This is a genomic window from Paracoccus indicus (assembly GCF_003056335.1).
Classification (GTDB): domain Bacteria; phylum Pseudomonadota; class Alphaproteobacteria; order Rhodobacterales; family Rhodobacteraceae; genus Paracoccus; species Paracoccus indicus.
In genome coordinates this window covers 59,329-85,851 of record NZ_PYWA01000002.1, presented here as the reverse complement: position 1 = coordinate 85,851, position 26,523 = coordinate 59,329, and the positions used below count along the sequence as shown (strand labels likewise).

The 26,523-nt window shown below is 65.2% G+C and carries 26 protein-coding genes; 12 read left to right on the top strand and 14 right to left on the bottom strand.

Annotated features, from left to right (window positions below; translation table 11 throughout):
* Window positions 1-45 precede the first annotated feature (45 nt).
* Window positions 46-1,812: a BCCT family transporter gene (locus tag DDE75_RS03325; RefSeq protein ID WP_108500985.1), complete on the bottom strand. Its 1,767-nt coding sequence runs from the start codon at window positions 1,810-1,812 to the stop codon at window positions 46-48.
* Window positions 1,813-2,016: 204 nt separating this feature from the next.
* Between DDE75_RS03325 and DDE75_RS03320 the strand changes: the two genes are divergently transcribed.
* From DDE75_RS03320 to hisH, 4 genes are read left to right on the top strand one after another with little or no spacing between them, the layout of a single operon-like run.
* Window positions 2,017-2,673, top strand: a complete 657-nt coding sequence (locus DDE75_RS03320) for a potassium channel family protein (protein ID WP_108500984.1) — start codon at window positions 2,017-2,019, stop codon at window positions 2,671-2,673.
* The gene (locus DDE75_RS03315) at window positions 2,670-4,022 is read left to right on the top strand and encodes a TrkH family potassium uptake protein (protein WP_245894606.1); all 1,353 of its coding nucleotides are present in this window, start codon (window positions 2,670-2,672) and stop codon (window positions 4,020-4,022) included. Before DDE75_RS03320 ends, DDE75_RS03315 begins: the two co-directional genes overlap by 4 nt.
* Window positions 4,023-4,067: 45 nt before the next feature.
* Window positions 4,068-4,655, top strand: coding sequence for an imidazoleglycerol-phosphate dehydratase HisB (gene hisB, locus DDE75_RS03310; protein WP_108500983.1), 588 nt, complete (start codon window positions 4,068-4,070; stop codon window positions 4,653-4,655).
* Complete coding sequence (hisH, locus tag DDE75_RS03305) at window positions 4,655-5,284, top strand: imidazole glycerol phosphate synthase subunit HisH (RefSeq protein WP_108500982.1); 630 nt, start codon at window positions 4,655-4,657, stop codon at window positions 5,282-5,284. The genes hisB and hisH overlap by 1 nt, the downstream gene beginning before the upstream one ends.
* A gap of 79 nt (window positions 5,285-5,363) precedes the next feature.
* On the opposite strand, the gene DDE75_RS03300 is transcribed toward hisH, so the two are convergent.
* Window positions 5,364-6,269 carry an aminotransferase class IV gene (locus DDE75_RS03300; RefSeq protein ID WP_108500981.1) on the bottom strand — a complete coding sequence of 302 codons (906 nt, stop codon included), beginning with the start codon at window positions 6,267-6,269 and terminating at the stop codon, window positions 5,364-5,366.
* A gap of 120 nt (window positions 6,270-6,389) precedes the next feature.
* Here DDE75_RS03300 and ade point away from each other — a divergent pair, with 120 nt between their 5' ends.
* Complete coding sequence (gene ade / locus DDE75_RS03295; protein WP_108500980.1) at window positions 6,390-8,087, top strand: adenine deaminase; 1,698 nt, start codon at window positions 6,390-6,392, stop codon at window positions 8,085-8,087.
* On the opposite strand, the gene DDE75_RS03290 is transcribed toward ade, so the two are convergent.
* Window positions 8,088-8,669: a (d)CMP kinase gene (locus DDE75_RS03290; RefSeq protein ID WP_108500979.1), complete on the bottom strand. Its 582-nt coding sequence runs from the start codon at window positions 8,667-8,669 to the stop codon at window positions 8,088-8,090.
* Window positions 8,670-8,869: 200 nt separating this feature from the next.
* Between DDE75_RS03290 and DDE75_RS03285 the strand changes: the two genes are divergently transcribed.
* Entirely contained in the window at window positions 8,870-9,634 is a 765-nt protein-coding gene (locus tag DDE75_RS03285; protein ID WP_108500978.1) for a helix-turn-helix transcriptional regulator, read from the top strand.
* A gap of 196 nt (window positions 9,635-9,830) precedes the next feature.
* Here DDE75_RS03285 and tsf read toward each other — a convergent pair whose 3' ends face one another.
* Together tsf and rpsB are read right to left on the bottom strand one after the other, a co-directional pair.
* Entirely contained in the window at window positions 9,831-10,709 is an 879-nt protein-coding gene (gene tsf / locus DDE75_RS03280) for a translation elongation factor Ts (protein ID WP_108501317.1), read from the bottom strand.
* An 82-nt stretch (window positions 10,710-10,791) separates the two neighbouring features.
* Complete coding sequence (gene rpsB, locus DDE75_RS03275; protein ID WP_108500977.1) at window positions 10,792-11,559, bottom strand: 30S ribosomal protein S2; 768 nt, start codon at window positions 11,557-11,559, stop codon at window positions 10,792-10,794.
* Between the two features lie 277 nt (window positions 11,560-11,836).
* On the opposite strand from rpsB, the gene eda reads away from it, so the two are divergent.
* Both eda and DDE75_RS03265 read left to right on the top strand, forming a co-directional pair.
* The gene (eda, locus tag DDE75_RS03270; RefSeq protein WP_108500976.1) at window positions 11,837-12,481 is read left to right on the top strand and encodes a bifunctional 4-hydroxy-2-oxoglutarate aldolase/2-dehydro-3-deoxy-phosphogluconate aldolase; all 645 of its coding nucleotides are present in this window, start codon (window positions 11,837-11,839) and stop codon (window positions 12,479-12,481) included.
* 7 nt (window positions 12,482-12,488) lie between these two features.
* Entirely contained in the window at window positions 12,489-13,706 is a 1,218-nt protein-coding gene (locus tag DDE75_RS03265; protein ID WP_108500975.1) for an MFS transporter, read from the top strand.
* Here DDE75_RS03265 and xseA read toward each other — a convergent pair.
* The gene (gene xseA / locus DDE75_RS03260) at window positions 13,695-15,263 is read right to left on the bottom strand and encodes an exodeoxyribonuclease VII large subunit (RefSeq protein ID WP_108500974.1); all 1,569 of its coding nucleotides are present in this window, start codon (window positions 15,261-15,263) and stop codon (window positions 13,695-13,697) included. The genes DDE75_RS03265 and xseA overlap by 12 nt on opposite strands.
* Window positions 15,264-15,325: 62 nt before the next feature.
* On the opposite strand from xseA, the gene purD reads away from it, so the two are divergent.
* Window positions 15,326-16,582, top strand: coding sequence for a phosphoribosylamine--glycine ligase (purD, locus tag DDE75_RS03255; protein WP_108500973.1), 1,257 nt, complete (start codon window positions 15,326-15,328; stop codon window positions 16,580-16,582).
* 54 nt (window positions 16,583-16,636) lie between these two features.
* Here purD and DDE75_RS03250 read toward each other — a convergent pair whose 3' ends face one another.
* On the bottom strand, window positions 16,637-17,656 hold the full coding sequence (locus DDE75_RS03250) for a ribose-phosphate pyrophosphokinase (RefSeq protein ID WP_108500972.1): 1,020 nt from the start codon (window positions 17,654-17,656) through the stop codon (window positions 16,637-16,639).
* Window positions 17,657-17,742: 86 nt separating this feature from the next.
* Here DDE75_RS03250 and DDE75_RS03245 point away from each other — a divergent pair, with 86 nt between their 5' ends.
* Together DDE75_RS03245 and DDE75_RS03240 are read left to right on the top strand one after the other, a co-directional pair.
* On the top strand, window positions 17,743-18,342 hold the full coding sequence (locus DDE75_RS03245; protein WP_108500971.1) for a 2-hydroxychromene-2-carboxylate isomerase: 600 nt from the start codon (window positions 17,743-17,745) through the stop codon (window positions 18,340-18,342).
* Window positions 18,339-19,115, top strand: a complete 777-nt coding sequence (locus tag DDE75_RS03240; protein WP_108500970.1) for an alpha/beta fold hydrolase — start codon at window positions 18,339-18,341, stop codon at window positions 19,113-19,115. The genes DDE75_RS03245 and DDE75_RS03240 overlap by 4 nt, the downstream gene beginning before the upstream one ends.
* An 18-nt stretch (window positions 19,116-19,133) precedes the next feature.
* Here DDE75_RS03240 and DDE75_RS03235 read toward each other — a convergent pair whose 3' ends face one another.
* The 7 genes from DDE75_RS03235 to DDE75_RS03205 form a co-directional block, all read right to left on the bottom strand.
* Window positions 19,134-19,481: an H-type lectin domain-containing protein gene (locus DDE75_RS03235; RefSeq protein WP_108501316.1), complete on the bottom strand. Its 348-nt coding sequence runs from the start codon at window positions 19,479-19,481 to the stop codon at window positions 19,134-19,136.
* Window positions 19,482-19,590: 109 nt separating this feature from the next.
* Complete coding sequence (locus tag DDE75_RS03230; RefSeq protein WP_108500969.1) at window positions 19,591-20,040, bottom strand: F0F1 ATP synthase subunit epsilon; 450 nt, start codon at window positions 20,038-20,040, stop codon at window positions 19,591-19,593.
* 9 nt (window positions 20,041-20,049) lie between these two features.
* A complete protein-coding gene (gene atpD, locus DDE75_RS03225; protein ID WP_108500968.1) occupies window positions 20,050-21,474 on the bottom strand; it encodes a F0F1 ATP synthase subunit beta in 1,425 nt (474 codons plus the stop codon).
* Window positions 21,475-21,495: 21 nt separating this feature from the next.
* Window positions 21,496-22,368, bottom strand: coding sequence for a F0F1 ATP synthase subunit gamma (locus DDE75_RS03220; RefSeq protein ID WP_108500967.1), 873 nt, complete (start codon window positions 22,366-22,368; stop codon window positions 21,496-21,498).
* 10 nt (window positions 22,369-22,378) lie between these two features.
* A complete protein-coding gene (gene atpA / locus DDE75_RS03215; protein ID WP_108500966.1) occupies window positions 22,379-23,914 on the bottom strand; it encodes a F0F1 ATP synthase subunit alpha in 1,536 nt (511 codons plus the stop codon).
* On the bottom strand, window positions 23,914-24,480 hold the full coding sequence (locus DDE75_RS03210; protein WP_108500965.1) for a F0F1 ATP synthase subunit delta: 567 nt from the start codon (window positions 24,478-24,480) through the stop codon (window positions 23,914-23,916). The genes atpA and DDE75_RS03210 overlap by 1 nt, the downstream gene beginning before the upstream one ends.
* A 214-nt stretch (window positions 24,481-24,694) precedes the next feature.
* Window positions 24,695-25,522, bottom strand: a complete 828-nt coding sequence (locus DDE75_RS03205; protein WP_108500964.1) for a methyltransferase domain-containing protein — start codon at window positions 25,520-25,522, stop codon at window positions 24,695-24,697.
* A 58-nt stretch (window positions 25,523-25,580) separates the two neighbouring features.
* Here DDE75_RS03205 and gloB point away from each other — a divergent pair, with 58 nt between their 5' ends.
* Window positions 25,581-26,327, top strand: coding sequence for a hydroxyacylglutathione hydrolase (gene gloB, locus DDE75_RS03200; protein ID WP_108500963.1), 747 nt, complete (start codon window positions 25,581-25,583; stop codon window positions 26,325-26,327).
* Window positions 26,328-26,523 lie beyond the last annotated feature (196 nt).

The following is a 26,523-nucleotide window of genomic DNA, read 5'->3' as shown; positions in this document are numbered from 1 at the left end:
GATAAGACAAGAACGGGCAGGAAAACCCTGCCCGTTCCTTTAGCGTTACTTCAGCTCACGCTTCTCGGCCTGAAGGCCTTTGACAAGGGCATAGCAGGCCCCCAGCAGCACGATGGTGAAGGGGAAGCCGGTCGAAACCGCCATGGCCTGCGCCGCGGCCAGACCGCCGCCCAGCATCAGGGCGATGGCGACCAGACCCTCGATGCTGACCCAGAAGATCCGCTGCGGGACGGGCGCATTGACCTTGCCGCCTGCCGCGATCGTGTCGATGACCAGCGACCCCGAATCCGAGGAGGTCACGAAGAACACGATGACCAGCACAATGCCAACGAAGCTGGTGATGGCCGAGAGGGGCAGCTGGCCCAGCATCTCGAACAGCTTCAGTTCCAGCGCCGCATCGGTGATGCCCGCGAAACCGCCCAGGGTTTCGTCGATGGCCGTGCCGCCAAGCGCCGTCATCCACAGGACCGAGATGACCGAAGGCACGATCAGCACGGCGATCAGGAACTGGCGCACGGTCCGGCCGCGCGAGACGCGGGCGATGAACATGCCGACGAAGGGTGACCAGCTGATCCACCAGGCCCAGTAGAAGGCCGTCCAGCCCTGACGGAAGTTGTCATCCGTGCGACCGAAGGGGTTCGACAGCGGGATCAGTTCCTGCGCATAGGCGCCCAGGTTGCCGAAGAAGCCGGTGAAGATGGCGACGGTCGGGCCGACGATGATGACGAACAGCAGCAGGATGATCGCCAGGATCATGTTCAGCTCGGACAGGCGCTTGACGCCCTTTTCCACGCCCAGCACGACCGAGGCGCCCGCGACCAGCGTGATCAGCACGATCAGCACGATCTTGGTGGTGTTGCCGTCGGACATCCCGAACAGGTAGCTGAGCCCGGCGGTCGCCTGCTCGGCACCCAGACCAAGCGAGGTGGCCAGACCGAAGATCGTCGCCAGAACGGCGGTGATGTCCACGATGTGCCCCGGCCATCCCCAGATCCTTTCCCCGAAGATCGGGTAGAAGACCGAGCGCAGCGTCAGCGGCAGGCCTTTGTTGTAGGCGAACAGCCCAAGCGCCAGCGCCACGACCGCATAGATCGCCCAAGGGTGCAGACCCCAGTGGAAGATGGTCGCGGCCATGCCCAGACGGCGCGCGGCCTCGGGGTCGTCCAGCGCGGCACCCAGGGGCGCCCAATCGGTGCGGATGCCATCTTCCATGACCTGACCGCCAAGGGCTGCCTGGAAATGGCCCAGGGGTTCGCTGACGCCATAGAACATCAACCCGATGCCCATGCCTGCGGCAAAAAGCATCGCGAACCAGCCGCTCAGGCTGAAGTCTGGCGTCGCATCCGGCCCGCCCAGACGGACCGAGCCCAAGGGCAGCACGATAAGCACAAGGCACAGCAACACGAAGATGTTGCCCGCCATCATGAAGAACCAGTCCAGATTGCCCGTCATTGCATCGCGCAGACCCTCGAACACGGGCTGCAGCTGCGTCGGGAAGATCATGGTGACGACGGTGAAGGCCACCACGGCCAGCGCCGAGATGCCGAAGACCGGGTTGTGGACGTCGAAGGCGAAGGGCGCACGCCCCTCGATGTTGTCCTGGCCGATGGTGTAATCCGTCTCGATGATCTCGGTCGGACCTTCGGGCTCGGGGATGGGCTCGGCGCCTTCCTCGGTCTGGTCCTGCTGGACGGGTTCGGGGGCGGGTTTCGGCTTGTCGCGTTCAAGCCGCCCCTGCAGGGCATCGCGTTCGCGCGCAAGATCGCGGGGCGTCCCCTTCGATCCGGGGGGTTTCGGAGGTGTCTGTGACATCTGTCCCTTTCTGATTATCTTCGATCGGGTGGAGGTCCTTGGACCCTTGGCGGGTTTCCGCCGTATGACATTTGTTTTCTCACAATCACATGAGAAAGACCACCGGAGGGCAAAGGTTCCCCGCAGATCGTCGCAAAACTCCGCTTGACCTCGGCTTCCGCACAGCTACAGCATTCGCGCGTTTTGCCATCTCACGGGGATCTCATGGGCAAGGTCAATCGCAGCTTCGTCGTCATCGGGCTGGGTGCGTTCGGCAGCGTGGTGGCCGCCGAACTGGCGCGTTTCGGCAACCAGGTGCTGGGCATCGACAAGGACCCCCGCCGCGTCGCGGCCTTGGCCGAACAGCTTCCCGCCAGCGTGATCCTGGATGCCACCGACGAGGGCGCGCTGCGCGAGGCGGGCGTCGACCGATACGACGTAGGGCTGGTCTCGATCGGGAACGACCTGGAAAGCAACGTGATCGCCGCCATGAACCTGCGCCTGATCGGGGTGGGCCACATCTGGGCCAAGGCCGACAGCCGCACGCACCACCGCATCCTGTCCAAGATCGGTGCCGATCGGGTGATCCTGCCGGGATTGGAGATGGGGCGCCATACCGCGCAGATGCTGAACAACCCGGCAGTGCAGGATTACGTCAGCCTGGGCAACGGCTTTTCCGTGGTGAACCTGATGATCCCGCAGCGCCTTGCGGGACGCAAGCTGTCGGAACTGCAGGCAGGTCCGGGCGTGCAGATGCTGGGCATGATGCGGGGCACCGAATACCGGTCGGTGCATGGCGACGATCCCGTGCTTCAGACCAACGACCGGCTGCTGCTGCTGGGCAAGCGCGTCGATCTGACGAATTTCGGCGATCGGTTGTGAAACGCCCCCGCGCGCCACAGCGGGCCTTGCGGCGCTGGCTGGCCCGCACCCCGCCCCCTGCCGTGCTGGCCGTGGGATATCTGGCGCTGATCGGGCTGGGCGGGCTGCTGCTGATGCTGCCCCCCATGGCGCGGGCGCCGATCACGCTGATGGATGCGCTGTTCACCTCGACATCCGCCGTGACGGTGACGGGTCTGGCCGTGGTCGATACCGAGCTGACCTTCACCTTCTGGGGCGAACTGATCATCGCCTGCCTCGTGCAGCTGGGCGGGTTGGGCCTGATGACCTTTGCCGTCCTTCTGTGGTCGATGCTGGGCCTGCCCATGGGCATCACGCAAGGCAACTACCTGCGCGAGGATCTGAACCAGACCTCCTACACCCGGCTGACGCGACTGGTCTGGACCATCCTGCGCATCGTCATCATGGCCGAGGTTGCAGGCGCCATGCTGTTGTGCCTGTCCTTCATGCCGCGTCACGGGCTGTCGCAGGGGCTGTGGCATGCGATCTTCCATTCCGTCTCGGCCTTCAACAACGCGGGGTTTTCAACCTTTTCGTCGGGGCTGACGGATTACGCGCTGGACCCCGTGGTGAACACGGTCATCCCCGCGCTCTTCATCGCGGGGGGCATCGGCTATGTCGTCATCGCCGACATCTGGCGCAAGCCGGTCTGGCGCGGCTGGTCGGTGCATACGCGGATGATGGTGATCGGCACGGCGGTGCTGATCGCGGGCGGCGTCGGGATGACCGCATTCCTGGAATGGAACAACCCCCGCACGCTGGGCCAGTTCGACAGCACCACCGCACGCCTGACGGTGGCTTGGTTCCAAGGCGTCACGACGCGGACGGCAGGCTTCAATTCGACCGACATCGGCGGGCTGCATGATTCGACCTCGCTGATGTACATGGTGCTGATGGTGATCGGCGCGGGCCCGACATCCACGGCGGGCGGGCTGAAGGTGACGACCGTCTTCGTCATGCTGCTGGCCGCCGTGGCCTTCCTGCGCCGCCGGACAGAGGTGACGGCCTTCGGTCGATCCATCCCCCTTGGCGACGTGCTGAAAGTCATGGCGCTGATGACCATCGCATCCGGCGTGATCCTGACGGCGATCTTCGTGCTGCTGATCAGCCATGACGGCGAATTCGTCGACATCGCCTTCGAGGTCTCCTCGGCCTTCGGCACCACGGGCCTTTCGCGCGGCTATACCGGACAGCTGTCTGACTTCGGGCGCCTCATCATCATGGTGGTGATGTTCCTGGGCCGCGTCGGTCCGCTGACGCTCGGCTTCTTCCTGGCCACCCGTACGACACCGCGGGTGCGCTATCCGGCAGGTCAGGTTCACCTTGGCTGACCGCCCCGCAGGGCCTATAAGGCCCGCGCGACGAAAGGACATCCCATGCGCCAAGCGACGATCACCCGCAATACCGCCGAAACGCAGATCGAGGTCACCCTGGACCTGGACGGCACCGGCACCTACGACAACCAGACCGGCGTGGGCTTCTTCGATCACATGCTGGACCAGCTGTCGCGCCATTCGCTGATCGACATGACCATCCGCGCCTCGGGCGATCTGCACATCGACGACCACCACACGGTCGAGGATACGGGCATCGCCATCGGTCAGGCGCTGGTCGCGGCGCTTGGCGACAAGAAGGGCATCCGCCGCTATGGCAACTTCCTGCTGGCCATGGACGATTCGCTGGTTCGTGCCGCACTGGACCTGTCGGCCCGCCCCTTCCTTGTCTGGAACGTCGAATTCCCATCGGAGAAGATCGGCAGTTTCGACACCGAACTGGTGCGCGAGTTCTTCCAGGCCCTGTCCACGCATGGCGGCATCACCCTGCATGTCGACCGCCTGCACGGGCTGAACAGCCACCACATCGCCGAGGCCGCCTTCAAGGCCGTCGCCCGCGCCCTGCGCGAAGCGGTGGAACCCGATCCGCGCATGGCGGGCGTTCTGCCCTCGACCAAGGGCGCATTGTGATGCGGGTCGCTCTGGTCGATTACGACAGCGGCAACCTGCATTCTGCGGAAAAGGCCTTCCAGCTGATGGGCCGCGATGCGGGTGCGGATGTCATCGTCACCTCGGACCCCGAGGTGGCGGCCCGCGCCGATCGCATCGTGCTGCCCGGCGACGGCGCCTTCCCCGCCTGTCGCACCGCTCTGGGCGAGGTCGACGGCATGGCCGAGGCCATCAAGGACGCCGTCATCAACCGCGGCATCCCCTTCATGGGTATCTGCGTCGGCATGCAGATGCTGGCCACGACAGGCCATGAATACCGCCCCACCCCCGGTCTTGGCTGGATCGGCGGGCAGGTCCAGGCCATCGCCGCACCCGGCCTCAAGGTCCCGCACATGGGCTGGAACGATCTGGTCATCGACCATCCCCACCCCGTGCTTGACGGCATCACCACCGGCGATCACGCCTATTTCGTCCACAGCTGGCAGTTCGAGGTCGCCGATCCGGCCCACCGCCTGGCGCATGTCGAATACGGCGGTCCGGTCACGGCGGTCGTCGGGCGCGACAATATCATCGGCACGCAGTTCCACCCGGAAAAATCGCAGCAGATCGGCCTGCGCCTGATCGCCAACTTCCTGCGCTGGAAGCCATAAGCGGCTTCTCGGTTGCCGCAAATACCCTCGGGGAAATCCGGCCTTTGCCGGATGGGGGCGGAAGCCCCCCGCCCCGCCCTCAGCCGTTGACGTAATCCGCGTAAAGCGCCGCGACCCGCGCCGTCACCGGCCCGCCGACGCCCCCGCGCATGGCGCGCCCGTCGATGCTGGCCACCGGCGTGATGCCCCCCAGCGTCCCTGTGACAAAAGCCTCATCCGCGCCATAGGCCTGCGCCAGCGTGAAGTTCCCCTCGTGCAGCACGCCGCCCGCCTGCTGCCACAATCGCATCACGGTCGCCCGTGTGATTCCTTTGAAACAGCATGCCCCGTCCGAGGTCCAAAGCTCATCCCCCCGCGCGATGAAGAAGTTGGTCGAATTGCAGCTGGCGACAAAGCCGCGATCGTCCAGCATCAGTGCCTCATCCGCACCCATGCCGATCACTTGGTTCAGCGCCTGGATGAAATTCAACCGGCTGTGCGAATTCAGGCGCAGATCAAACACATCCGGCGTCGAACAGCGGATGGCCGAGGTCATCAACCGCAGCCCTCGCGCCTTCAACGCCGCGTTGGGTTGCTTGTATTCAGCCAGGATCACCACCGTCGCCCCGCCGACCGTGAAACGCGGGTCCTGGTTGATCGTCGTCTTGACCCCGCGCGTCACCATCAGGCGGATATGGGCGCCATCCTGCATCCCATTGGCCGCCAGCAGATCCATGATGCAGCCGGTCAGCGCCGCACGATCCATCCCGATATCGAGGCTGATGGAATGCGCGCCCTCGTACAGGCGGTCCAGATGCGCATCCAGCGACAGGATGCGCCCGCGCACCAGCCGCAGCCCTTCCCACACCCCGTCGCCCAGACCGAAGCCCGCATCGAAGATCGACACGCTTGCCTGATCGCGCGGCACAAGCTGGCCGTTCACATGGACCAGAACCTGATCGTTGCGGTCGTCATGGGCATAGCTCTGGGCGCTGGCGTTCGACATGGGTAACCTTCCTGCTTGATGGTCGCAGGCAAGCATGCGCCCCGCCCAAGGGCAAGCACCTCTGGACCTCCCCCCCGCTTTGCTGTCATGTGGCGCACCAAAAATGATCGGAGCGGCAGAATGGACCAGTTGGAACGGCGGATAGCACAGGCGCGCGGCGACATGCCGGCCGATCTGGTCCTGCGCGGCGGTCAGGTCTTCGACCTTGTGACGGGGGCGATGATCGGCGGCGATGTGGCGATCTGCGGCGACCGGATCGTGGGCATCGGCGCCAGCTATGAGGCTGAACGCATCATCGACGTCACCGGCCTGACGCTGGTGCCGGGCTTCATCGACACGCATCTGCACGTCGAAAGCAGCCTCGTGACCCCTTTCGAGTTCGACCGCTGCGTCACGCCCCGCGGCGTGACCACCGCCATCTGCGACCCGCATGAGATCGCCAATGTCATCGGTCTGGACGGCATCCGCTATTTCCAGGCGGCATCCGAACATCTGCTGATGGACCTGCGGGTTCAGCTGTCCTCCTGCGTGCCCTCGACCGACATGGAGACCTCGGGCGCCGAGATCCTGGCGGATGACATCGCCCGCGTCATGGGCCACCCCTCGGCCATCGGTCTGGCCGAGTTCATGAATTACCCCGGCGTCATCCACCGCGATCCGGCGGCGATGGACAAGCTGCGCCTGTTCGAGGGCGGCCATATCGACGGCCACTGCCCGCAGCTGTCGGGGCGCGACCTGAACGCCTATATCGCCGCGGGCATCCGCACCGAGCATGAGGCCACCACCGCCGACGAAGCGCTGGAAAAACTGCGCAAGGGCATGCGCGTTCTGATCCGCGAAGGCTCGGTCAGCAAGGATCTGGACGCCCTGCAACCCATCCTGACGCCTGCCACCAGCGCCTATCTGTGCCTGTGCACCGATGACCGCAATCCGCTGGATATCGGCGAACACGGGCATCTGGACTACATGATCCGCCGCCTGATTTCACTGGGGACCGAACCGCTGGCCGCCTATCGTGCCGCCAGCCTCTCCGCCGCCGAGGCCTTCGGTCTGAAGGATCGCGGCCTGATCGCGCCGGGCCTGCGCGCCGATATCGTCGCCATCGACAGCCTTGAGAGATGCAACGCACAACTGGTCCTGACAGCAGGCCGCGTCGTCGATGATGCCGCCTTCGCCGCGCGCGGCCATGTCGCCCCCGTCGCGCGGCATTCGGTCAAGGCCCCCCAAGTCACCGCGCAGGATTTCCGCTATACCGGCAACCGCACGGAAACGCCGGTGATCGGCATCCTCGAAGGCAAGATCATCACCGAGCATCTGACGATCGACATCGATCCGCAGGACGGCGACAAGCGCCCCGACCCGTCGCGCGACCTGATGCGGATCGCGGTGATCGAGCGGCACGGCAGGAACGGCAATATCGCCACGGGCTTCGTCAAGGGCTTCGGCATCGCGCGGGGGGCCATCGCTTCGACCGTCTGCCACGACCACCACAATATCGCCGTGGTCGGGGCCGATTACGCCGACATGGCGCTGGCCGCCAACCGCCTGTCCGAAATCGAGGGCGGCTTCGTCGTCGCGCTGGACGGGCAGATCATCGCCGAGCTGCCCCTGCCCGTCGCGGGTCTCATGAGCCTCGAAAGCTTCGAGGATGTCCGCGACCGCCTGGTCATCCTGCGCGACGCCGCCCGCAGTTTGGACGTGACGCTGGAGGAACCCTTCCTGCAACTGGCTTTCCTGGCCCTGCCGGTGATCCCCGCCCTGAAGATCACCGATCGCGGCATGGTCGATGTCACGAAATTCGAGATCATCGCCCGCTGATCAGCGGGCCTTGGCCACCGCCTGAATGGCCTGTTCGATCGCCTGCTGGACGCTCAACGTGCTGGTGTCCAGCACGACGGCATCATTGGCGGGCCGCAAGGGCGCGGTGGCACGTTCGCTGTCACGCCGATCACGCTCCTGCAATTGCGCCAGCATCTCGGCCGGATCGGCGCCCAGCTCGGCGGCGCGCCGTTCCGCCCGCACCTGATCCGAGGCGACGACGTAAAGCTTTACCTGCGCATGCGGGCAGATCACCGTGCCGATGTCGCGCCCGTCCAGAACGGCACCAGGTTCCTGCGCGGCGAAGCGGTGCTGGAACTCGACCAGCGCGGCGCGCACCTCGGGGATGGCGGCAATGCGGCTGGCGGCCTGTCCCGCCTCGGCGCTGCGCAGATCGGGGCTTGCCAGATCATCGGCGCAAAGCCTCTGCGCCGCCAGAACGGGATCGCCGCCCTTGGCACCCGTCGCGCGATAAAGCAGCCCGGTGTCCAGATGGTGAAAGCCGAAATGCGCCGACAGGGCACGCGCGATCGTCCCCTTCCCCGAGGCGGCAGGTCCATCGATGGCAATGATGAAGGGCATGGGCTTGGTTCCGCTGTGACGTGAATGGGATCGGCAACCCTTGGCATATTCACCCAGCCCAGGTCCAGCATTCGCGACCTGATCATCCGTGACGCATTTACCTTGCGCAGAATCTTGAATATTCGAAACACATTGAACTTGGAATATTCAGTCGATTAACATCCCAGTATAACAATAGCATTTTTAACAGTTACGGTTTCATGAAAGATTTTATCAAAGCCATCGTCGACAGTCGCGACGTCGCCGCTGTTCGTGATACGTTCCTGACTGCGACGCGGGATGCCGGTTTCGCCCATGCGTTCTATGCGGCCCGCTTCTCTCTCAGCGTGCCGCCATCCATCGTCCGCGACCCGCCCGTCACCTTCAACAACCTGCCCGGCGAACTTCTGGCACAGGGCGAGGGGCTTTACGGCATCAGCCGCGATGCTTGGGTGGAATGGGTGCTGCAGAACGATGGCGATATCACCGCCACCCGGTTGATCGCCCAGGTCGGCGCGGAAAGGACACCTTCGCTGGCGATGGGGGCGCGCAACGGCATGCGCGCCGTTCAACTGCTGAGCCTGCGCAACATCGTCAAGCACAGCGTCGGGGCGATCATGCTGATGCCCGGCCTGAATGCCGAGGAGGATGACCTGGCACGTCTGTGGGAACAACGCAGCGCCGACATGTGGCTGCTGGCCCGGACCCTGCACATGCGCGTGGCAACGCTGCCACGCGAACACCCCACCTTAACCCTGACCACCCGCCAGCGCGAGGTTCTCAGCTGGCGTTCCGCAGGCAAGACCGTCAGCGAGATCGGCACCATCCTGGGCATCACACCCGCCACGGTCGAAAAGCACATGCGCCTTGCCCGCGAGGCGCTTGGCGTCGACACGACCCCGCAGGCGGTGCTGAAGGCCCATGTGACCGATCAGCTGTTCCATCCCGCCTATGATCCGATGACCCTGCACCTGCCCTCGGGGTAGGGTTTTCCACCGTTTCACAGACCACCCGTTTCAGGCCACATCATCCCGTTCCGTGAGTGGTGGCACGCAAGTGCCAGGAACAGGCGGCGTCCGATCGGGTTGCCTTGGTCGGCGCCGTCCCACGGAAATCGCCCCGCGAAACGAAGAATGCCGGCCCCGAGGGACCGGCATTCGTCTTTTCGATGGAATGCGGGGATCAGGCGCCGCTGAGGGTCTTGGCGACCTCGGCTGCGAAATCCTCTTCCTTCTTCTCGATGCCTTCGCCAACGGCGACGCGGGCAAAGCCGGTGATCGTCGCGCCGGCTTCCTTGGCGGCTTCCGCCACGGTCAGATCCGGGTTGATGACGAACTTCTGGCCGGTCAGCGTGACCTCTTCGAAGAACTTCTTCATGCGGCCTTCGATCATCTTCTCGATGACGGCCTCGGGCTTGCCGGATTCGCGGGCCTGCTCGGTCAGGACCTGCTTTTCACGCTCGACCAGGGCCTGGTCCAGATCGGCTTCACCCAGCGAGGCCGGCGAGGTTGCCGCGATGTGCATCGCGATCTGGCGACCGATCTCGTCGTTGCCACCGTCCAGGCCGACCAGCACGCCGATCTTGCCCATGCCGTCTGCGACGGCATTGTGGACGTAGTGCACGACGCGGGGGGCCGTCACGACGACCATGCGGCGCAGGGTCATGTTCTCGCCGATCTTGGCGATGGCATCGGTCAGGACTTCCGAAACCGGCTTGCCGTCGATCTTTTCGTCCTGCAGCGCCTCGACCGTGTCGACGTTCAGCGCGGCTTCGGCGATTTTGCGGACCATCGCCTGGAATTCTTCGTTCTTGCCGACGAAATCGGTTTCCGAGTTCACCTCGACGGCGACGCCCTTGCCATCCTTGACGGCGACGGCGACCAGGCCCTCGGCGGCAACGCGGCCCGATTTCTTGGCGGCCTTGGCCAGACCCTTGGTGCGCAGCCAGTCGATCGACGCCTGCATGTCGCCGCCGTTCTCGGTCAGCGCCTTCTTGGCGTCCATCATGCCTGCGCCCGTGGTTTCGCGCAGCTCTTTCACCATCGCAGCGGTGATTGCCATGTTCATCTCCTTGTGATCAACGCGTCAGGCGGGGCATATCCCCGCCTGACGACAATTCCATGAAATCGCGGATCCCAGGGGATCAGGCTTCGGCGGCAGCCTCGTCCAGCATTTCTTCGGGCGCGTCTTCCAGCGAGCCCAGATCGACGCCGGCAGCGCCCATCTGTGCCGACATGCCGTCCAACGCAGCACGGCTGACCAGGTCGCAATACAGCGAGATGGCGCGTGCGGCGTCGTCGTTGCCCGGGATGATGTAGTCCACGCCCTCGGGCGAGCAGTTGCTGTCGACCACGGCGACGACCGGGATGCCAAGCTTCTTGGCTTCCAGGATGGCCAGGTCTTCCTTGTTCACGTCGATGACGAACAGCAGGTCGGGAAGGCCGCCCATGTCGCGGATGCCGCCTAGGCTGGCCTGCAGCTTGGTCTGCTCACGCTCGAGCTGCAGACGCTCTTTCTTGGTCAGGCCTTCGGCGCCGCCGCCCATGGTCTCGTCGATCGACTTCAGGCGGTTGATCGACTGGCTGACGGTCTTCCAGTTGGTCAGCGTGCCGCCCAGCCAACGGTGGTTCATGTAGAACTGCGCCGACTTTTCGGCAGCTTCGGCGATCGACTTCTGTGCCTGGCGCTTGGTGCCGACGAACAGAACGCGGCCGCCTTTTGCGACGGTGTCACGGACGACCTGCAGGGCTGCGTCCAGCATCGGCAGCGTCTGCGTCAGATCCATGATGTGGATGCCGTTGCGTTCGCCATAGATGTATTCACCCATGCGGGGGTTCCAGCGCTGCGTCTGGTGACCGTAGTGCACGCCAGCTTCAAGAAGCTGACGCAGCGAGAATTCGGGAAGCGCCATGAGGAGTTCCTTTCCGGTTTGCGCCTTGGCAGGGGATCAAGGGGCGGATGCCCCAACCGGTGGACCTTTGCGACTGTTCCCGCAATGGCCCGCCCCTGCCTGTGAAGTGAGCGCGCATTAGCCCCTGCCCCGCCCGAATGCAAGGGGATTCACGCCCCGCGCCGCGGCTTCCGGGTCGATAGCGGTAACATAGCATTCGCTGCAGTGTCTGTTTCGCTTGCATCAGGGGGGCGGCGGGTTCAGGTTCGGGCCCAAATCAACATATCGAAGGTGCGCCATGACCCCCGAAATCCAGTCGCAGAAATCCCGGGCCCTGTGCCAGCTGGCCCCCGTCATTCCGGTCATCGTCATCAAGGACGCCGCCCATGCCGCCGATCTGGCCCGCGCGCTGGTCACCGGCGGCCTGCCCGTGCTGGAGGTGACCCTGCGGTCCGACGCCGCGCTGGATTCGATCCGCGCCATGAGCAAGATCGAGGGCGGCCATGTCGGCGCGGGCACCGTGCTGACCCCTGACGACGCCAAGCGCGCCAAGGATGCAGGCGCCAGCTTTGCCGTCTCGCCCGGGTTGACCGACCGCCTGATCCAGGCCTGTGCCGATCTGGAACTGCCTCTGCTGCCCGGCGCCGTCACCGCCTCCGAGGTGATGCGTGCATCAGACGCGGGCTTCGACATGCTGAAGTTCTTCCCTGCCGAGGCTGTCGGCGGTGCCCCTGCGTTGAAATCGCTGGCAGGCCCCCTGCCCAAGGTCAGCTTCTGCCCCACGGGCGGTGTCTCGCCCCAGAACGCGGACAGCTATCTGTCGCTGCCCAATGTGGTCTGCGTCGGTGGCAGCTGGATCGTGACCGACGCCGATGTCGCCGCGGGCAACTGGCAGGCGATCGAGGATCGCGCCCGCACCGCAGCCGCCCTTCCCCGCGGCTGACCCGGCCATGACCGACACCCTGTCGCGCACCCGGCGCAACATCGTCATCCTTGTGGCGGCGCAGGCCATCCTGGGCGCGCAGATGTCGGTCATCTTCATCATCGGTGGGCTGGCGGGTCAGATCCTGGCACCCAACCCTTGCCTTGCCACCCTGCCGCTGTCGATGATCATCCTCGGCTCCGCTTTGTCGGCACGGCCCTTGGCACGCTTCATGCAGATGCGTGGCAGGCAGGCGGGTTTCCTGCTGGCGGTGCTGGCGGGGGGACTTGGTGCTGCCATCGCGGCGGCGGGGCTGTGGTCGGGGTCTTTCCTGCTGTTCATGGCGGGATCGCTGCTGACCGGTATCTACATGTCGGCGCAGGGCTTCTATCGCTTTGCCGTCACCGACACCGCATCCGACGAGATGGCCCCCCGCGCCATCAGCTGGGTCATGGCGGGCGGGCTGGCCGCCGCCATCATCGGTCCCGCCATCGTGCGCATGACCAGCGACCTGACGGCCGTTCCCTTCCTTGCCAGCTATGTCGCCGTTATCGGGCTGAACCTTCTGGGGCCGTTCCTTTTCGCTTTCCTCGACATCCCCATCCCACCCGCACCGCGAACCGGCGATGATCAGGGTCGCCCGATGGGGCAGATTCTGCGCAATCCGGTCATCATCGTCGCGATGATCTGCGGGATGGTGTCCTATGCGCTGATGAACCTTGTCATGACCTCGACGCCCCTGGCGGTGGTCGGCTGCGGCTATGCACCAAGCGACGCGGCCAATATCGTCAGCGCCCATGTGCTGGCCATGTTCGCGCCCAGCTTCTTCACCGGCCATCTGATCGCGCGCTTCGGCGCGACCCGGATCGTGGCCATCGGTCTGGCCATCCTGGCGGCGGCGGGGGGCGTCGCGCTGTCGGGGGCCGAACTGCCGCAGTTCTTCGGGGCGCTGGTGCTGCTGGGGGTGGGTTGGAACTTCGGCTATATCGGCGCGACCGCCATGTTGACCCGCGCCCATACCGCCGCCGAACGCGGCCGCGTGCAGGGCATGAACGACCTTGTGGTTTTCGGCGGCGTCTTCGTGGCGTCGCTGTCATCGGGCGGGCTGATGAACTGTGCGGGCGGTTCCCCCCAGGACGGGTGGAGCGCGGTGAACTTGGCGATGCTGCCCCTGCTGGCGCTGGCAGGGGCCTCGCTGATCTGGCTGGTGCTGCGCGGGCGCCAGGACGGCGTGCTACAGAAGTGATTTCTGCTGCGGGTCCACGGGGCGGCTGCGACCCTTGGGCTTGGCGGCTTTTCCCTCGGGGTGGACGGCCACGCGGCCATCGCTGAACTGAACCTCGAAGCGGGCGGTGGTCTGCGCCTCCTGCGCCGAGGTCAGCAGCCCCTCGGGCCCATGTACGACGGCATAGCCGCGCTTCAAGGTTTCCTCATACCCAAGCGTCAGGCGCATGCGGTCCAGCTGGTTCAGCGCCTCGCGGCGCAGTTGCACACGACGCTGCATGGCGCGGTCCATCCGCTGGCGCAGATCGGTCAGCCGGTCTGTCTGTTGGGCGATGGCGCGACGGGTCGTCGCCTCGACCCGCTTCATCGAGTTGTCCAGCCGTTCCTGAAGCTGCGTCAGCCGGTCGCGCGGACGCTCCAACCGGCGGCTGCGGGCGGTGGCAAGCCGCGTGCCAAGCCGGTCCATGTCATGCCGCTTGGTCGCGGTGAACTGGCGCAGGGTTGCGGCAGGCATGGGTCGCGATGCCAGATGCTGACGACGCGTGCGCACCAGATTGCGCAGCGCCGGTTCCAGCCGCACCCCCCAGAGGTCCAGCCGCTGCCGCGCCCCGTCGGTCAGCGCGGCGGGGCGTCCCATGGCGCGGGCCAGATCGCGCAGCCGCTGGCGGGGCCGGTCGATGGCCTGCGCATTGGCCCGCGTCATCCGGATGCCGGTCTCGGCCAGACGCGCAGACAGGTCCGCCCGCACCGGCACGGCGATTTCCGCCGCAGCGGTCGGCGTCGGCGCCCGCCTGTCCGAGGCGAAATCGATCAGTGTCGTATCCGTTTCATGCCCGACAGCCGAAATCAGCGGGATCGCGCTGGCAGCAGCGGCGCGCACAACCGATTCCTCGTTGAAGCCCCACAGATCCTCCAGCGACCCACCGCCCCGCGCCACGATGATCAGATCGGGGCGTGGGATCGGGCCGTCATCGTGAAGTGCGTTGAAGCCTTCGATGGCGGCGGTAACCTGCGGCGCGCAGTCCTTGCCTTGCACGGCCACGGGCCAGATCACCACGCGGGTCGGGAAACGTTCGCGCAGCCGGTGCAGGATGTCGCGGATGACCGCCCCCGAGGGCGAGGTCACCACACCGATCACCCGTGGCAGGAACGGCAGGGCCCGCTTGCGGTCCTGATCGAACAGCCCCTCGGCGGCCAGCGCTTTACGGCGCTTTTCCAGCATCGCCATCAGCGCGCCTTCACCCGCAGGCTCGATCTGATCCACGATCATCTGGTATTTCGACTGGCCGGGGAAGGTCGTCAGGCGGCCCGTCGCGATCACCTCCATCCCTTCCTCGGGGCGTTGCGCCAGCTTGGCGGCCTGCCCCTTCCACGTCACGGCGGCCAGAACCGCACGGTCATCCTTGAGGTCGAAATAGAGATGCCCCGAGGACGGACGCGATACACGCCCCACCTCGGCCCGGACGCGGACGCGCCCGAACTGGTCCTCGATACTGCGTTTGACGGCACCTGACAGCTGCGACACGGTGTATTCATGCGCGTTGCTGCCGGGCTGCGGGTCGTCGTCGATCAGATCCATGCGGCTTGTTCCCTTTCGCCCGCCAGACTAGAACGCCGCAAGATCAAGCGAAAGGGCGGCAGATGAATATCCTGATCCTGGGCGGTGGCGGGCGCGAACATGCGCTGGCATGGGCCATTCGACAGAACCCGAAATGCGACCGGCTGATCGTCGCGCCGGGCAACGCAGGCATCGCCGAGGTGGCCGAATGCGCGGCCCTGGACATCCAGTCCCGCGCCGAGGTGCTGGAATTCGCCCAGGAAAACGCCATCGATTTCGTCGTCATCGGCCCCGAAGCCCCCTTGGCCGCCGGTGTCTCGGACGCGCTGCGCAACGCGGGCTTCCTTGTCTTCGGCCCCAGCCAGGCCGCCGCCCAGCTTGAGGCGTCCAAGACCTTCACCAAGGAAATCTGCGACGCCTGCGGTGCCCCCACCGCCGCATGGGCCTGCTTCACCGATGGCGCATCGGCCCGCGATTACGTCACCGCCCAAGGCGCGCCCATCGTGGTCAAGGCCGACGGCCTGGCCGCAGGCAAGGGCGTCACCGTCGCGGAAACCGTCGAACAGGCCCATGCTGCCATCGACCTGATCTTCGACGGCGAATTCGGCGAGATGTCGGTCGTCATCGAGGAATTCATGGATGGCGAGGAAGCCAGCTTCTTCATTCTCAGCGACGGGGTGAACTGCCTGCCCGTCGGCACCGCGCAGGACCACAAACGCGTGGGCGACGGCGATACCGGCCCCAACACCGGCGGCATGGGCGCTTACAGCCCCGCCCCTGTCCTGACCCAGACCCTGCAGGATCAGGTGATGGAGCGGATCGTCCGCCCCACCATCGCGGAAATGGCGCGCCAGGACATGCCCTTCCAGGGCGTGCTTTACGCGGGCCTGATGATCAAGGACGGCCAGGCGCGGCTTGTGGAATACAACGTCCGCTTCGGCGATCCGGAATGTCAGGCGCTGATGATGCGCCTTGGCGGGCAGATCCTCGACCTGCTGCTGGCCTGCGCCGAGGACCGTCTGGACAGCGTCAGCGCCAATTGGGCCGATGATCACGCGCTGACCGTGGTGATGGCCGCTGAAGGCTATCCCGGCAGCTATGTCAAAGGCACGGCCATCGGGGGGCTGGAGGCCCTGCCCCAGACCAGCTTCCAGATGACCTTCCACGCAGGCACCGCCGAAAAGGACGGGCAGACCGTCGCCACCGGCGGTCGCGTCCTTGCCTGCACCGGGCGCGGCGCGACCCTAGCCGAGGCCCACGCCCGTGCCTATGCGCTTGTCGATGCCATCGATTGGCCGCAGGGCTTCTGCCGCCGCGACATCGGCTGGCGCGCGCTTTGAACGGAAAAGGGCCGGCGCAGGTCGCGCCGGCCCTTTTGCTTCCGGTCCGCCCGATCAGCTGGTCTGGTACAGACCCTCATAGATCGGCAGCAGGGTGTCGGTCTCGAACAGCGAGCTGACCGAGGTGCCGTTCCAGATGTTCAGGATCGCTTGGGTGAACATCGGCGCGGTCGGCACGATGCGGATGTTGGGGGCGTTCTTTACCGCCTCGGTCGGTTGGATCGAATCCGTGATGACCAGAGATTTCATCACCGACTTGCTGACCCGTTCCACGGCGGGACCCGACAGGACGCCATGGGTGATATAGGCGTGAACCTCGGTCGCGCCATTGTCGGTCAGCACCTGTGCGGCCTTGCAGAGCGTGCCCGCCGTGTCGCAGATGTCGTCGACGATGATGCAGGCCTTGCCCGAGACATCGCCGATGACCTTCATCTCGGCCACTTCGCCCGCCTTTTCGCGACGCTTGTCGACGATGGCCAGCGGCGCACCGATGCGGGTTGCCAGTTCACGCGCGCGGGCCACGCCGCCCACGTCGGGCGAGACCACCATCAGGTCGTCCATCCGGCCCTTGAAGTGATGCTGCACGTCCAGCGCGAAGACCGGCGCGGCATAAAGGTTGTCCACCGGAATATCGAAGAAGCCCTGGATCTGGGCCGCGTGCAGGTCCAGCGTCAGCACGCGGTCGACACCGGCCTCGGTCAGCAGGTTCGCGACCAGCTTGGCGCTGATGGGGGTGCGAGCCTTGGCGCGGCGGTCCTGGCGGGCATAGCCGAAATAGGGGATCACGGCCGTGATGCGCGAGGCCGACGACCGGCGCAGCGCGTCCGTGATGACCAGCAGCTCCATCAGGTTGTCATTGGCCGGGTTCGAGGTCGGCTGGATGACATACATGTCCTCGCCACGGACGTTCTCATAGACCTCGACGAAGATCTCCTGATCGTTGAAGCGTTCGACACGGGCATCCAGCAGGCCGACGCTCATGCCGCGGTGCATGGACATGCGGCGCGCAATGGCCTTGGCCAGCGGTCGGTTCGAGTTGCCGGAGATCAGCTTGGGTTCGGTCATGACGGGCATGTGGGAATGGCCTTTGGCGGGTTGCGTCAGATTGCACACGCCTTAGCACCGGGCTAGCCTGCGGGCAAACCTAGAAGGACGGGCCCATGCCGAATATCGACTATTATCTGGGGACGATCAGCCCTTGGTGCTATCTTGCCGGTGATCGTCTGGAACGGATCGCGGAACGCCACGGTGCGACCATCACCTACAAGCCGCTGGACTTGATGCAGCTGTTCGACCGCACCGGCGGCCTGCCGCCAGCGCGGCGCCACCCGAACCGCACCGCCTATCGCAACCAGGAACTGCCGCGTTGGGCGGAGCATCTGGAGATGCCAATCAACCTGAAGCCCGCGTATTTCCCGACGAACATGGCACCCTCGTCCTATGCGATCATCGCAGCGCAGGATGCGGGCGGCGGCGATCTGGCGGGACTGGTGCAGGGCTTTCTGCGCGCCTGCTGGGTCGAGGAACGCAACATCGCCGAGGATGACGTCATCCGCGACCTGCTGTCCGCGAACGGCTTCGACCCCAGGCTGGCCGACAGCGGGCTGTTCACGGGGGCCGAAACCTATGGCCGCAATCTGGAACAGGCGGTGGCCGCAGGGGTCTTCGGCGCGCCCCTCTATATCGTCACCGACAGCGACGAACGTTTCTGGGGTCAGGATCGGCTGGACATGCTGGACCGCCACCTGGCCCGGTCATGAGCGGCCTTCACAAGCGCCATTGGCCGGGCGACCCGGACCGCCCGGCCCTGGCCCTGCACTGCATGATGGCCAGCGGGTCCTATTGGGGCCCGATCGCGCAGGCCCTTGGTGGGGCGGTCGATCTGATGGGCTTCGACATGCCGGGGCACGGGCGCAGCGACGACTGGCAGCCCGCGCCGGGTGATCCGGATTTCCACACCGCCGTCACCCGCATCGCGGCCAGCTTCATCGAGCGTCCCCTGGATCTGATCGGCCACAGCATCGGCGCGACCATCGCCCTGCGCATCGCCGTCGCCGCCCCCGAGGCCGTCCGCAGCCTGACCCTGATCGAACCTGTGCTGTTCGCGGCGGCCCCGGGCATGGGGCAGGATGCGGCGGACCACCGGATGAAAGATGCCTTGCGGTCAGGCGACGACCTGGCCGCCGCGCAGGCATTCCTGTCGGTCTGGGGCAGCCAAGACATCGGCTCGATGCCCGCCGCGGCGCAAGCGACCGTCGCGCGGCAGATCCGGCTGGTGGCGGATACGGGTCCGACGCTGCATGACGATCGCGCCAACATCCTGCGCGAGGGCGGGCTGGAGGCGATCGATGCGCCGGTGCTGCTGATCTCGGGCCAGGACAGCCCGCCGGTGATCGGCGCCATCGCCGATGCGCTGGCCGCGCGTCTGCCCGACGTGGGCCGCGCGCAGGTGCCGGGCGCGGGACATATGCTGCCCATCACCCATCCCGAACAAGTCGCGGGCCTGATCGCGGTCAACCTGGATCGTGCATGACCCCGGGTCCGCAGTTCGTCAAAGGATAAAGTCCTGATCATCCGGCAGGGCACCGATCGCCATCCATTGCACCCGCATCCGCGCGACGCGGGTGTCACCCCAGGTGTGGAAGACGATGTCGAAACCCGCCGAGGTCACGTTCTCGACCAGCAGGTCGCCGCGCTGATTGGTCGAGACATCCAGATCCCACATGCCAAGCGACAGTTGCACCACCGGGGGCGACAGGAAGCGTTCGGAAAATTCGACCCTTTGACGGACGGTCCGTTCGCCCTGCTCGGTCCACATCGGTCCCTGGGTGTCGAAATCGGTGACCAGCGTCAGCTCTCCCTGGTCGATGCCGACCTCATTGGCGGTAAATCGCAGCATGTCCATCTTTCCTTCTGACCCGATAGTGATAGCCGCGCGATCGATCAAAAGAAAAGCCCCGGACGGATGCCGGGGCTTTTCAATCGGGAAGATCAGGCGCGAGCCGTGATCAATCGGGCACGGTCGACTGGTTCGGGTCCAGGCCGATGTGGGTGCCGATCGCCTGCATGTCGCCAAGCATCTTGACGGCTGCGGTGACGAATTCCTCACCCGCATGATCGCGACGCTCTTGCGCGTTGCGATGTTCGCGGTGGGCATCGCGCATCATGTCGTTGAAGACATCCTGCGTCACTTCCTCGCGCGGGTGGCCCCGTTCAGCCAGCAGGCTGACGGAATCGGCGTTGATCTCGGCGAAGCCGCCGGTGACGGCGAATTCGCTTTGCGATCCATCGGCACCGACAAGGATGACCATGCCGGGACGCAGGGTCACGATCGTCGCCGCGTGGCCGGGCATGGCGGAAAGATCGCCATCCGTGCCCGGCAGGCGCACCTCGCGCACGGGAACGGAAGCCAGGCTCCGCTCCGGCGACACGAGGTCGAACTGCATGGTATCGGCCATAATGCCCCCTTACGCGGCTTCGGCAGCCAGACGCTCGGCCTTGGCTTTCACGTCATCGATGTCGCCGACCATGTAGAAGGCCGATTCCGGCAGGTGATCGTATTCACCGGCCACGACCGCCTTGAAGGACGCGATGGTCTTTTCCAGCGGAACCTGAACGCCGTCCGAACCGGTGAAGACCTTGGCCACGTCGAAAGGCTGCGACAGGAAGCGCTGGATCTTGCGCGCACGGGTCACGGTCAGTTTGTCTTCTTCCGACAGTTCGTCCATGCCCAGGATCGCGATGATGTCCTGCAGCGACTTGTACTTCTGCAGGATGCCCTGCACGTCGCGTGCGACCTGGTAATGCTCTTCGCCGACGACGCCCGGATCGAGGATACGGCTGTTCGAGTCGAGCGGATCCACGGCCGGGTAGATGCCCAGCTCCGAGATGGCGCGCGACAGAACGGTCGTGGCGTCGAGGTGGGCGAAGGTCGTGGCCGGCGCAGGGTCGGTAAGGTCATCTGCCGGAACGTAGACGGCCTGGATCGAGGTGATCGAGCCGTTCTTCGTCGAGGTGATGCGTTCCTGCATGGCGCCCATGTCGGTGGCCAGCGTCGGCTGGTAACCCACGGCGGAGGGGATGCGGCCCAGCAGAGCCGACACTTCCGAACCGGCCTGCGTGAAGCGGAAGATGTTGTCCACGAAGAACAGAACGTCCGTGCCGGAGGCGTCGCGGAACTGTTCGGCCAAGGTCAGGCCGGTCAGTGCAACGCGCATACGTGCCCCCGGAGGCTCGTTCATCTGGCCGTAAACCAGGGCCACTTTCGAGTCGGCCAGATTGTCCGGTTTGATGACGCCCGATTCCACCATCTCATGATAGAGGTCGTTGCCTTCACGGGTCCGTTCGCCAACGCCCGCGAACACGGAATAGCCCGAGTGCACCTTGGCGATGTTGTTGATCAGCTCCATGATCAGAACGGTCTTGCCGACGCCGGCACCACCGAACAGACCGATCTTGCCGCCCTTGGAATAGGGGGCCAGCAGGTCGATGACCTTGATGCCGGTGACCAGGATCTCCGAGCTGGTTGCCTGGGCCGAGAAGTCCGGCGCGGGCTGGTGGATGCCGCGACGCTCCGAGACGTCCAGTTCCGCGCCTTCGTCGACGGGCTCGCCCACGACGTTCAGGATGCGTCCCAGGGTGACGTCGCCAACGGGAACGGTGATCGGGCCGCCCGTGTCGGTGACGGCTTCGCCGCGGACCAGACCTTCGGTCGCGTCCATGGCGATGGTGCGGACGGTGTTTTCGCCCAGGTGCTGCGCGACTTCCAGAACCAGCTTCTTGCCGTTGTTGTCGGTCGTCAGCGCGTTCAGGATCGCGGGCAGGTGGTCTTCGAACTGCACGTCAACGACGGCGCCGATCACCTGCGTGATTTTACCAGTGGCCTCTGCCATGTTGTTACCTCTGCGTTACGGTCAAAGCGCCTCGGCGCCCGAAATGATTTCGATGAGTTCCTTGGTGATCGCGGCCTGGCGGGTCCGGTTGTATTCGGTCGTCAGTCGGTCGATCATGTCGCCCGCGTTGCGCGTGGCGTTGTCCATGGCACTCATCCGCGCGCCCTGCTCGGACGCTGCATTTTCCAGAAGCGCCGCGAAGATCTGCGTCGCCACCGACCGCGGCAGAAGCTCGGCCAGCAGGGCCTCTTCTCCGGGTTCATAGTCATAGAGCGAGTTCGCGGCAGGAGCCTCTGCAGGCGCTTCGGCCGGGATCACCCGCTTGGCGGTCGGGACCTGGCTGATCACCGATTCGAAGCGGTTGTAGAAGATCGTCGCCACGTCGAAGTCGCCGCCGTCGAAACGCGACAGCAGTTCGTCGGTGATCTGGCGCGCGTTCTCATAGCCGATGCGCTTGACCTCGGACAGATCGACGTGATGCACGAACAGGTTGCCGTATTCACGCTTCAGCTGTTCGCGACCCTTCTTGCCCACGGTCAGGATGGCCACTTCCTTGCCTTCGCCCCGCAGCCGTTCGGCATGCTGGCGTGCCAGCTTGACGATCGAGCTGTTGAAGCCGCCGGCAAGGCCGCGTTCCGCCGTCATGACCACAAGCAGGTGGCGCCTGTCGTCACCCGTTCCGGCCAGCAGGCGCGGTGCGCCGGCCTGATCCGCGGCATTCGCGGTCAGTCCGGCCATCACTGCGGCCATGCGGTCGGCGTAGGGGCGGGCAGCCTCCGCGGCGTCCTGCGCACGGCGCAGTTTCGCTGCGGCGACCATCTGCATCGCCTTGGTGATCTTCCGCGTGTTCTTGACGCTTCCGATCCGGTTCTTGAGATCCTTGAGACTGGGCATCTATCCCCCCTCAGGCGCGCGTGCGGTTGTATTCGTCCAGCGCCGCCTTGATCGCATTTTCCAGGTCACCCGAGACCTTGCGGTCGTTGCGGGTCATGTCGTCCAGCAGGTCCGACTTCTGGCTGCGCAGGAACTGGAGCAGGCCGTCTTCCCACGCCACGATGTCCTTGACCGCCACATTGTCGATATAGCCCTTGGTACCGGCATAGATGACGATGACGATCTCGGCGTTGGTCAGCGGCTTGTACTGGGGCTGCTTCATCAACTCGGTCAGGCGCGCACCACGGTTCAGCAGGCGCTGAGTCGCGGCGTCGAGGTCCGAACCGAACTGGGCGAAGGCCGCCATCTCGCGGTACTGCGCCAGTTCCAGCTTGACCGGACCCGCGACGGATTTCATCGCCTTGGTCTGGGCTGCCGAACCCACACGCGACACCGAAAGACCGGTGTTCACGGCAGGACGGATGCCCTGGAAGAACAGGTCGGTTTCCAGGAAGATCTGGCCGTCGGTGATCGAGATCACGTTCGTCGGAATGAAGGCCGACACGTCGCCGCCCTGGGTTTCGATGATCGGCAGGGCCGTCAGCGAACCGGCACCGTATTCGTCGTTCAGCTTGGCCGAACGCTCCAGCAGGCGCGAGTGCAGGTAGAAGACGTCGCCCGGATAGGCTTCGCGTCCGGGCGGACGGCGCAGCAGCAGCGACATCTGGCGATAGGCGACGGCCTGCTTGGACAGGTCATCATAGATGATCAGCGCGTCCATGCCGTTGTCGCGGAAGTATTCGCCGATGGCCGTGCCCGAATAGGGGGCCAAGAACTGCATCGGAGCGGGGTCCGAAGCGGTTGCCGCGACGACGGTCGTATAGGCCATCGCGCCGGTTTCTTCCAGCTTCTTGACCAGCTGCGCGACGGTCGAACGCTTCTGACCGACTGCGACATAGATGCAGTGCAGGGTCTTCATGCCTTCGGCTTCGCGGCCGTTGTAGTTCGCCTGGTTCAGGATGGTGTCCAGGGCGATGGCGGTCTTGCCGGTCTGGCGGTCGCCGATGATCAGCTCGCGCTGGCCACGGCCGACCGGGATCATGGCGTCGACCGACTTCAGGCCGGTCGCCATCGGTTCGTGAACCGATTTGCGCGGCATGATGCCGGGTGCCTTGACGTCGGCCACGCGACGCTCGGTCGCCTCGATCGGGCCCTTGCCGTCGATCGGATTGCCAAGGCCGTCAACGACGCGGCCCAGCAGGCCCTTGCCGACGGGAACGTCCACGATCGAGCGCGTGCGCTTGACGGTGTCGCCTTCCTTGATGGCGCGGTCGTCGCCGAAGATCACGACACCGACGTTGTCGATCTCGAGGTTCAGCACCATGCCGCGGACGCCGCCCGGGAATTCGACCATTTCGCCGGCCTGGACCTTGTCCAGACCGTAGACGCGGGCGATACCGTCGCCGACCGACAACACCTGGCCGACTTCAGCAACTTCGGAGTCCTGACCGAAATTCTTGATCTGCTCCTTGAGGATCGCCGAAATCTCGGCAGCCTGGATTCCCATTATCCGACCTCTTTCATGACATTCTGCAGGGAAGCGAGCTTCGAGCGGACCGAACTGTCGATCATCTGCGAGCCCAACTTGACAATCATGCCGCCGATGAGGGTCTCATCGACGCGCGTGTTCAGCTTGACCTTCTTGCCGGTCTTCTCGGCCAGGGTCGTCTTCAGACGCTCCAGCTGCGCATCATCCAGCGCGACCGCGCTGGTGACGTCGGCCGTCATCTCTCCGCGGTGGTCCGCAATCATCTGCGACAACGCGTGGATCAGCTGCGGCAGCACGAAAAGGCGACGGTTGGTCGCCATCAGCTGCAGCGTATTCTTAAGGACCTGCGACAGTTCCATCCTGTCGGCGATCGCGACGATCGTGCGCACCTGCTGGTCGCGCGAATAGATGGGGCTGGCGATCAGGTCGCGCAGCTCGGCGCTGTCGTTCAGCGCTGCATCCAGATCGGCGGTCTGCTGGGCCAGGGCATCCAGCCCCCCATCGTCCTTCGTAAGGTCGAAGACGGCCTGCGCATAGCGTCCGGCGATGCTCTGGGACATGGAAACAGAGTTGGCCACGGTCATCCTTTACGTTTGCGCAAACCCCGTTGGCGGGCCGGATTTCCATCCGGTCTGTCACGGGGTGCGGGTCGCGGCGCACGGCTTATGGAGGGCCGTGCGCAAATCTGGGCCGTCTCTAGCAGGTCGTTTGTTGCGCGGCAACCTTCAAGGTCACGGTTCCGTGCATCTTGGGCGGAAGGTGGCACTGTGTCGCAGGAAGGACACGCGCCCTGTCTCATTACCCCCTGCTGCCCCCGTTTTTCGCAAGCCCGCCAAGGCGATCGGCGCCGGTCACACCCCTTGCCCGGTTCAGCTGCGCGCCCGCCGGGCGCGGCCTTGCGACACCGTCCAGGATCTCCAGCGGGCTGGGGACGTGGATCTTGACGCCGGGTCCGATCGGCGCGCGTGTCTGCTTGGTCAGCTCGACCAGAATCACGCCCGCGACCAGCACGCGGCTGATGCGCGCGCCCGTGCGTTCCCAGAACTGCGCGCTTCGCAGCCAGAACCTGCGATCCGAGGGCGGGATGTAGATGGCAGACCCGCTCCATTCCGGCATCAGGCCCGCAGCGCGCATCTGGCTGATCAACTGCCCCGTCGTATAAGACCGGCCAAAGCCGAAGGGCGTGCGGTCGGTCGCGGCCCAAAGGCCCGCGCGGTTCGGCACGATGACCATCATCCGCCCCCCCGGCCCAAGACAGCGCCATGCCTCGGCCAGCAGCTCGCGCGGGTGGTCGCTGGTCTCCAGCCCGTGCATCATGACAAGGCGGTCGATGCTGCCAGTCTCGATGGGCCAGGCGGTCTCGTCGCACAAGACGCTGTGGTTGGGCATGCCGGCGGGCCAAGCCATGACCCCCTGCGGTCCGGGCATCAGCGTCGTCACCCGCCGCGATCGCGCCAGATAGGGCCGCAGCATGGGTGCGGCGAAACCGAAGCCCGCCACCGTCATGCCGCTGCAACCTTCGGGTGACCAGCGCGTTGTCAGGCGGTCGCGCAGGATGCGCTGCACGACCCGACCCAGGGACCTCTGATAATAGAAGCGTCGCAGCTGGTGGATGTCATGGTGCATTGTGCGGGCGTCCGGCTTTTGTCAGGGTTCAGGTGAACATAAGCGAAGGGATTTGCCAATGCCGCTGGAACTGGTCACGCTGCGCTGTCTGCGGGATAACTATGCCTATCTGCTGCACGGACCGGAAGGCACGATCCTGATCGACGCCCCCGAGGCCATGCCCATCCTGACCGAACTGGACGCGCGGGGCTGGGGTCTGGATGCGATCCTGCTGACCCATCACCACGACGACCACATCCAGGGCGTCGCCGCCATCGTCGAGAAGACGGGCGCCCGCGTCATCGGCGCCGAGGCCGACGCCCATCGTCTGCCCCATCTGGATCAGCAGGTCCGACCGGATCAGTCCATCAAGCTGCTGGGCCAGCGGATCGATGTCATCGACGTCTCGGGGCATACCATCGGCCATGTCGCCTTCCATTTCCCGCAGTCGGGCCATGCCTTCACTGCCGACAGCCTGATGGCCATGGGCTGCGGTCGCCTGTTCGAGGGCGACCCCCAGATGATGTGGGCCAGCCTGTCGCGCCTGGCCGCCCTGCCCGACGATACGCTGATCTGTTCGGGGCACGACTATTGCGCGGCCAATGGCGCCTTCGCCCTGTCGGTCGATCCCGACAACGCCGATCTGCAGCAACGCCTGTCCGACGTGCAGGAATTGCGGACGCCCTGCGCACCGGCGACGCTGGAACTGGAGAAGGCGACGAATCCCTTCCTGCGGGTCAATGCCCTCCGCGGCCCCTTGGGCATGCAGGGCGCGGATGATGCGCAGGTCTTTGCACGGCTGCGAAAGATGAAGGACGAATTCTAGGGGCATCGCCTCTTTGCGCCAAGACCGAATGACGCGGTCGGTGCCTTGCGCTTGAAAACGGGCATCCGTGACATCACATCTGCCTCAACCGTGGGAAAAACTTGGCATCTTTTTCAAAAAGGGCTTGATGCCGACCGGATTCCATCAAATCTTAACTGTATCGTGACAGTCTGGGCAGGTGGACCGCCGATGGGTC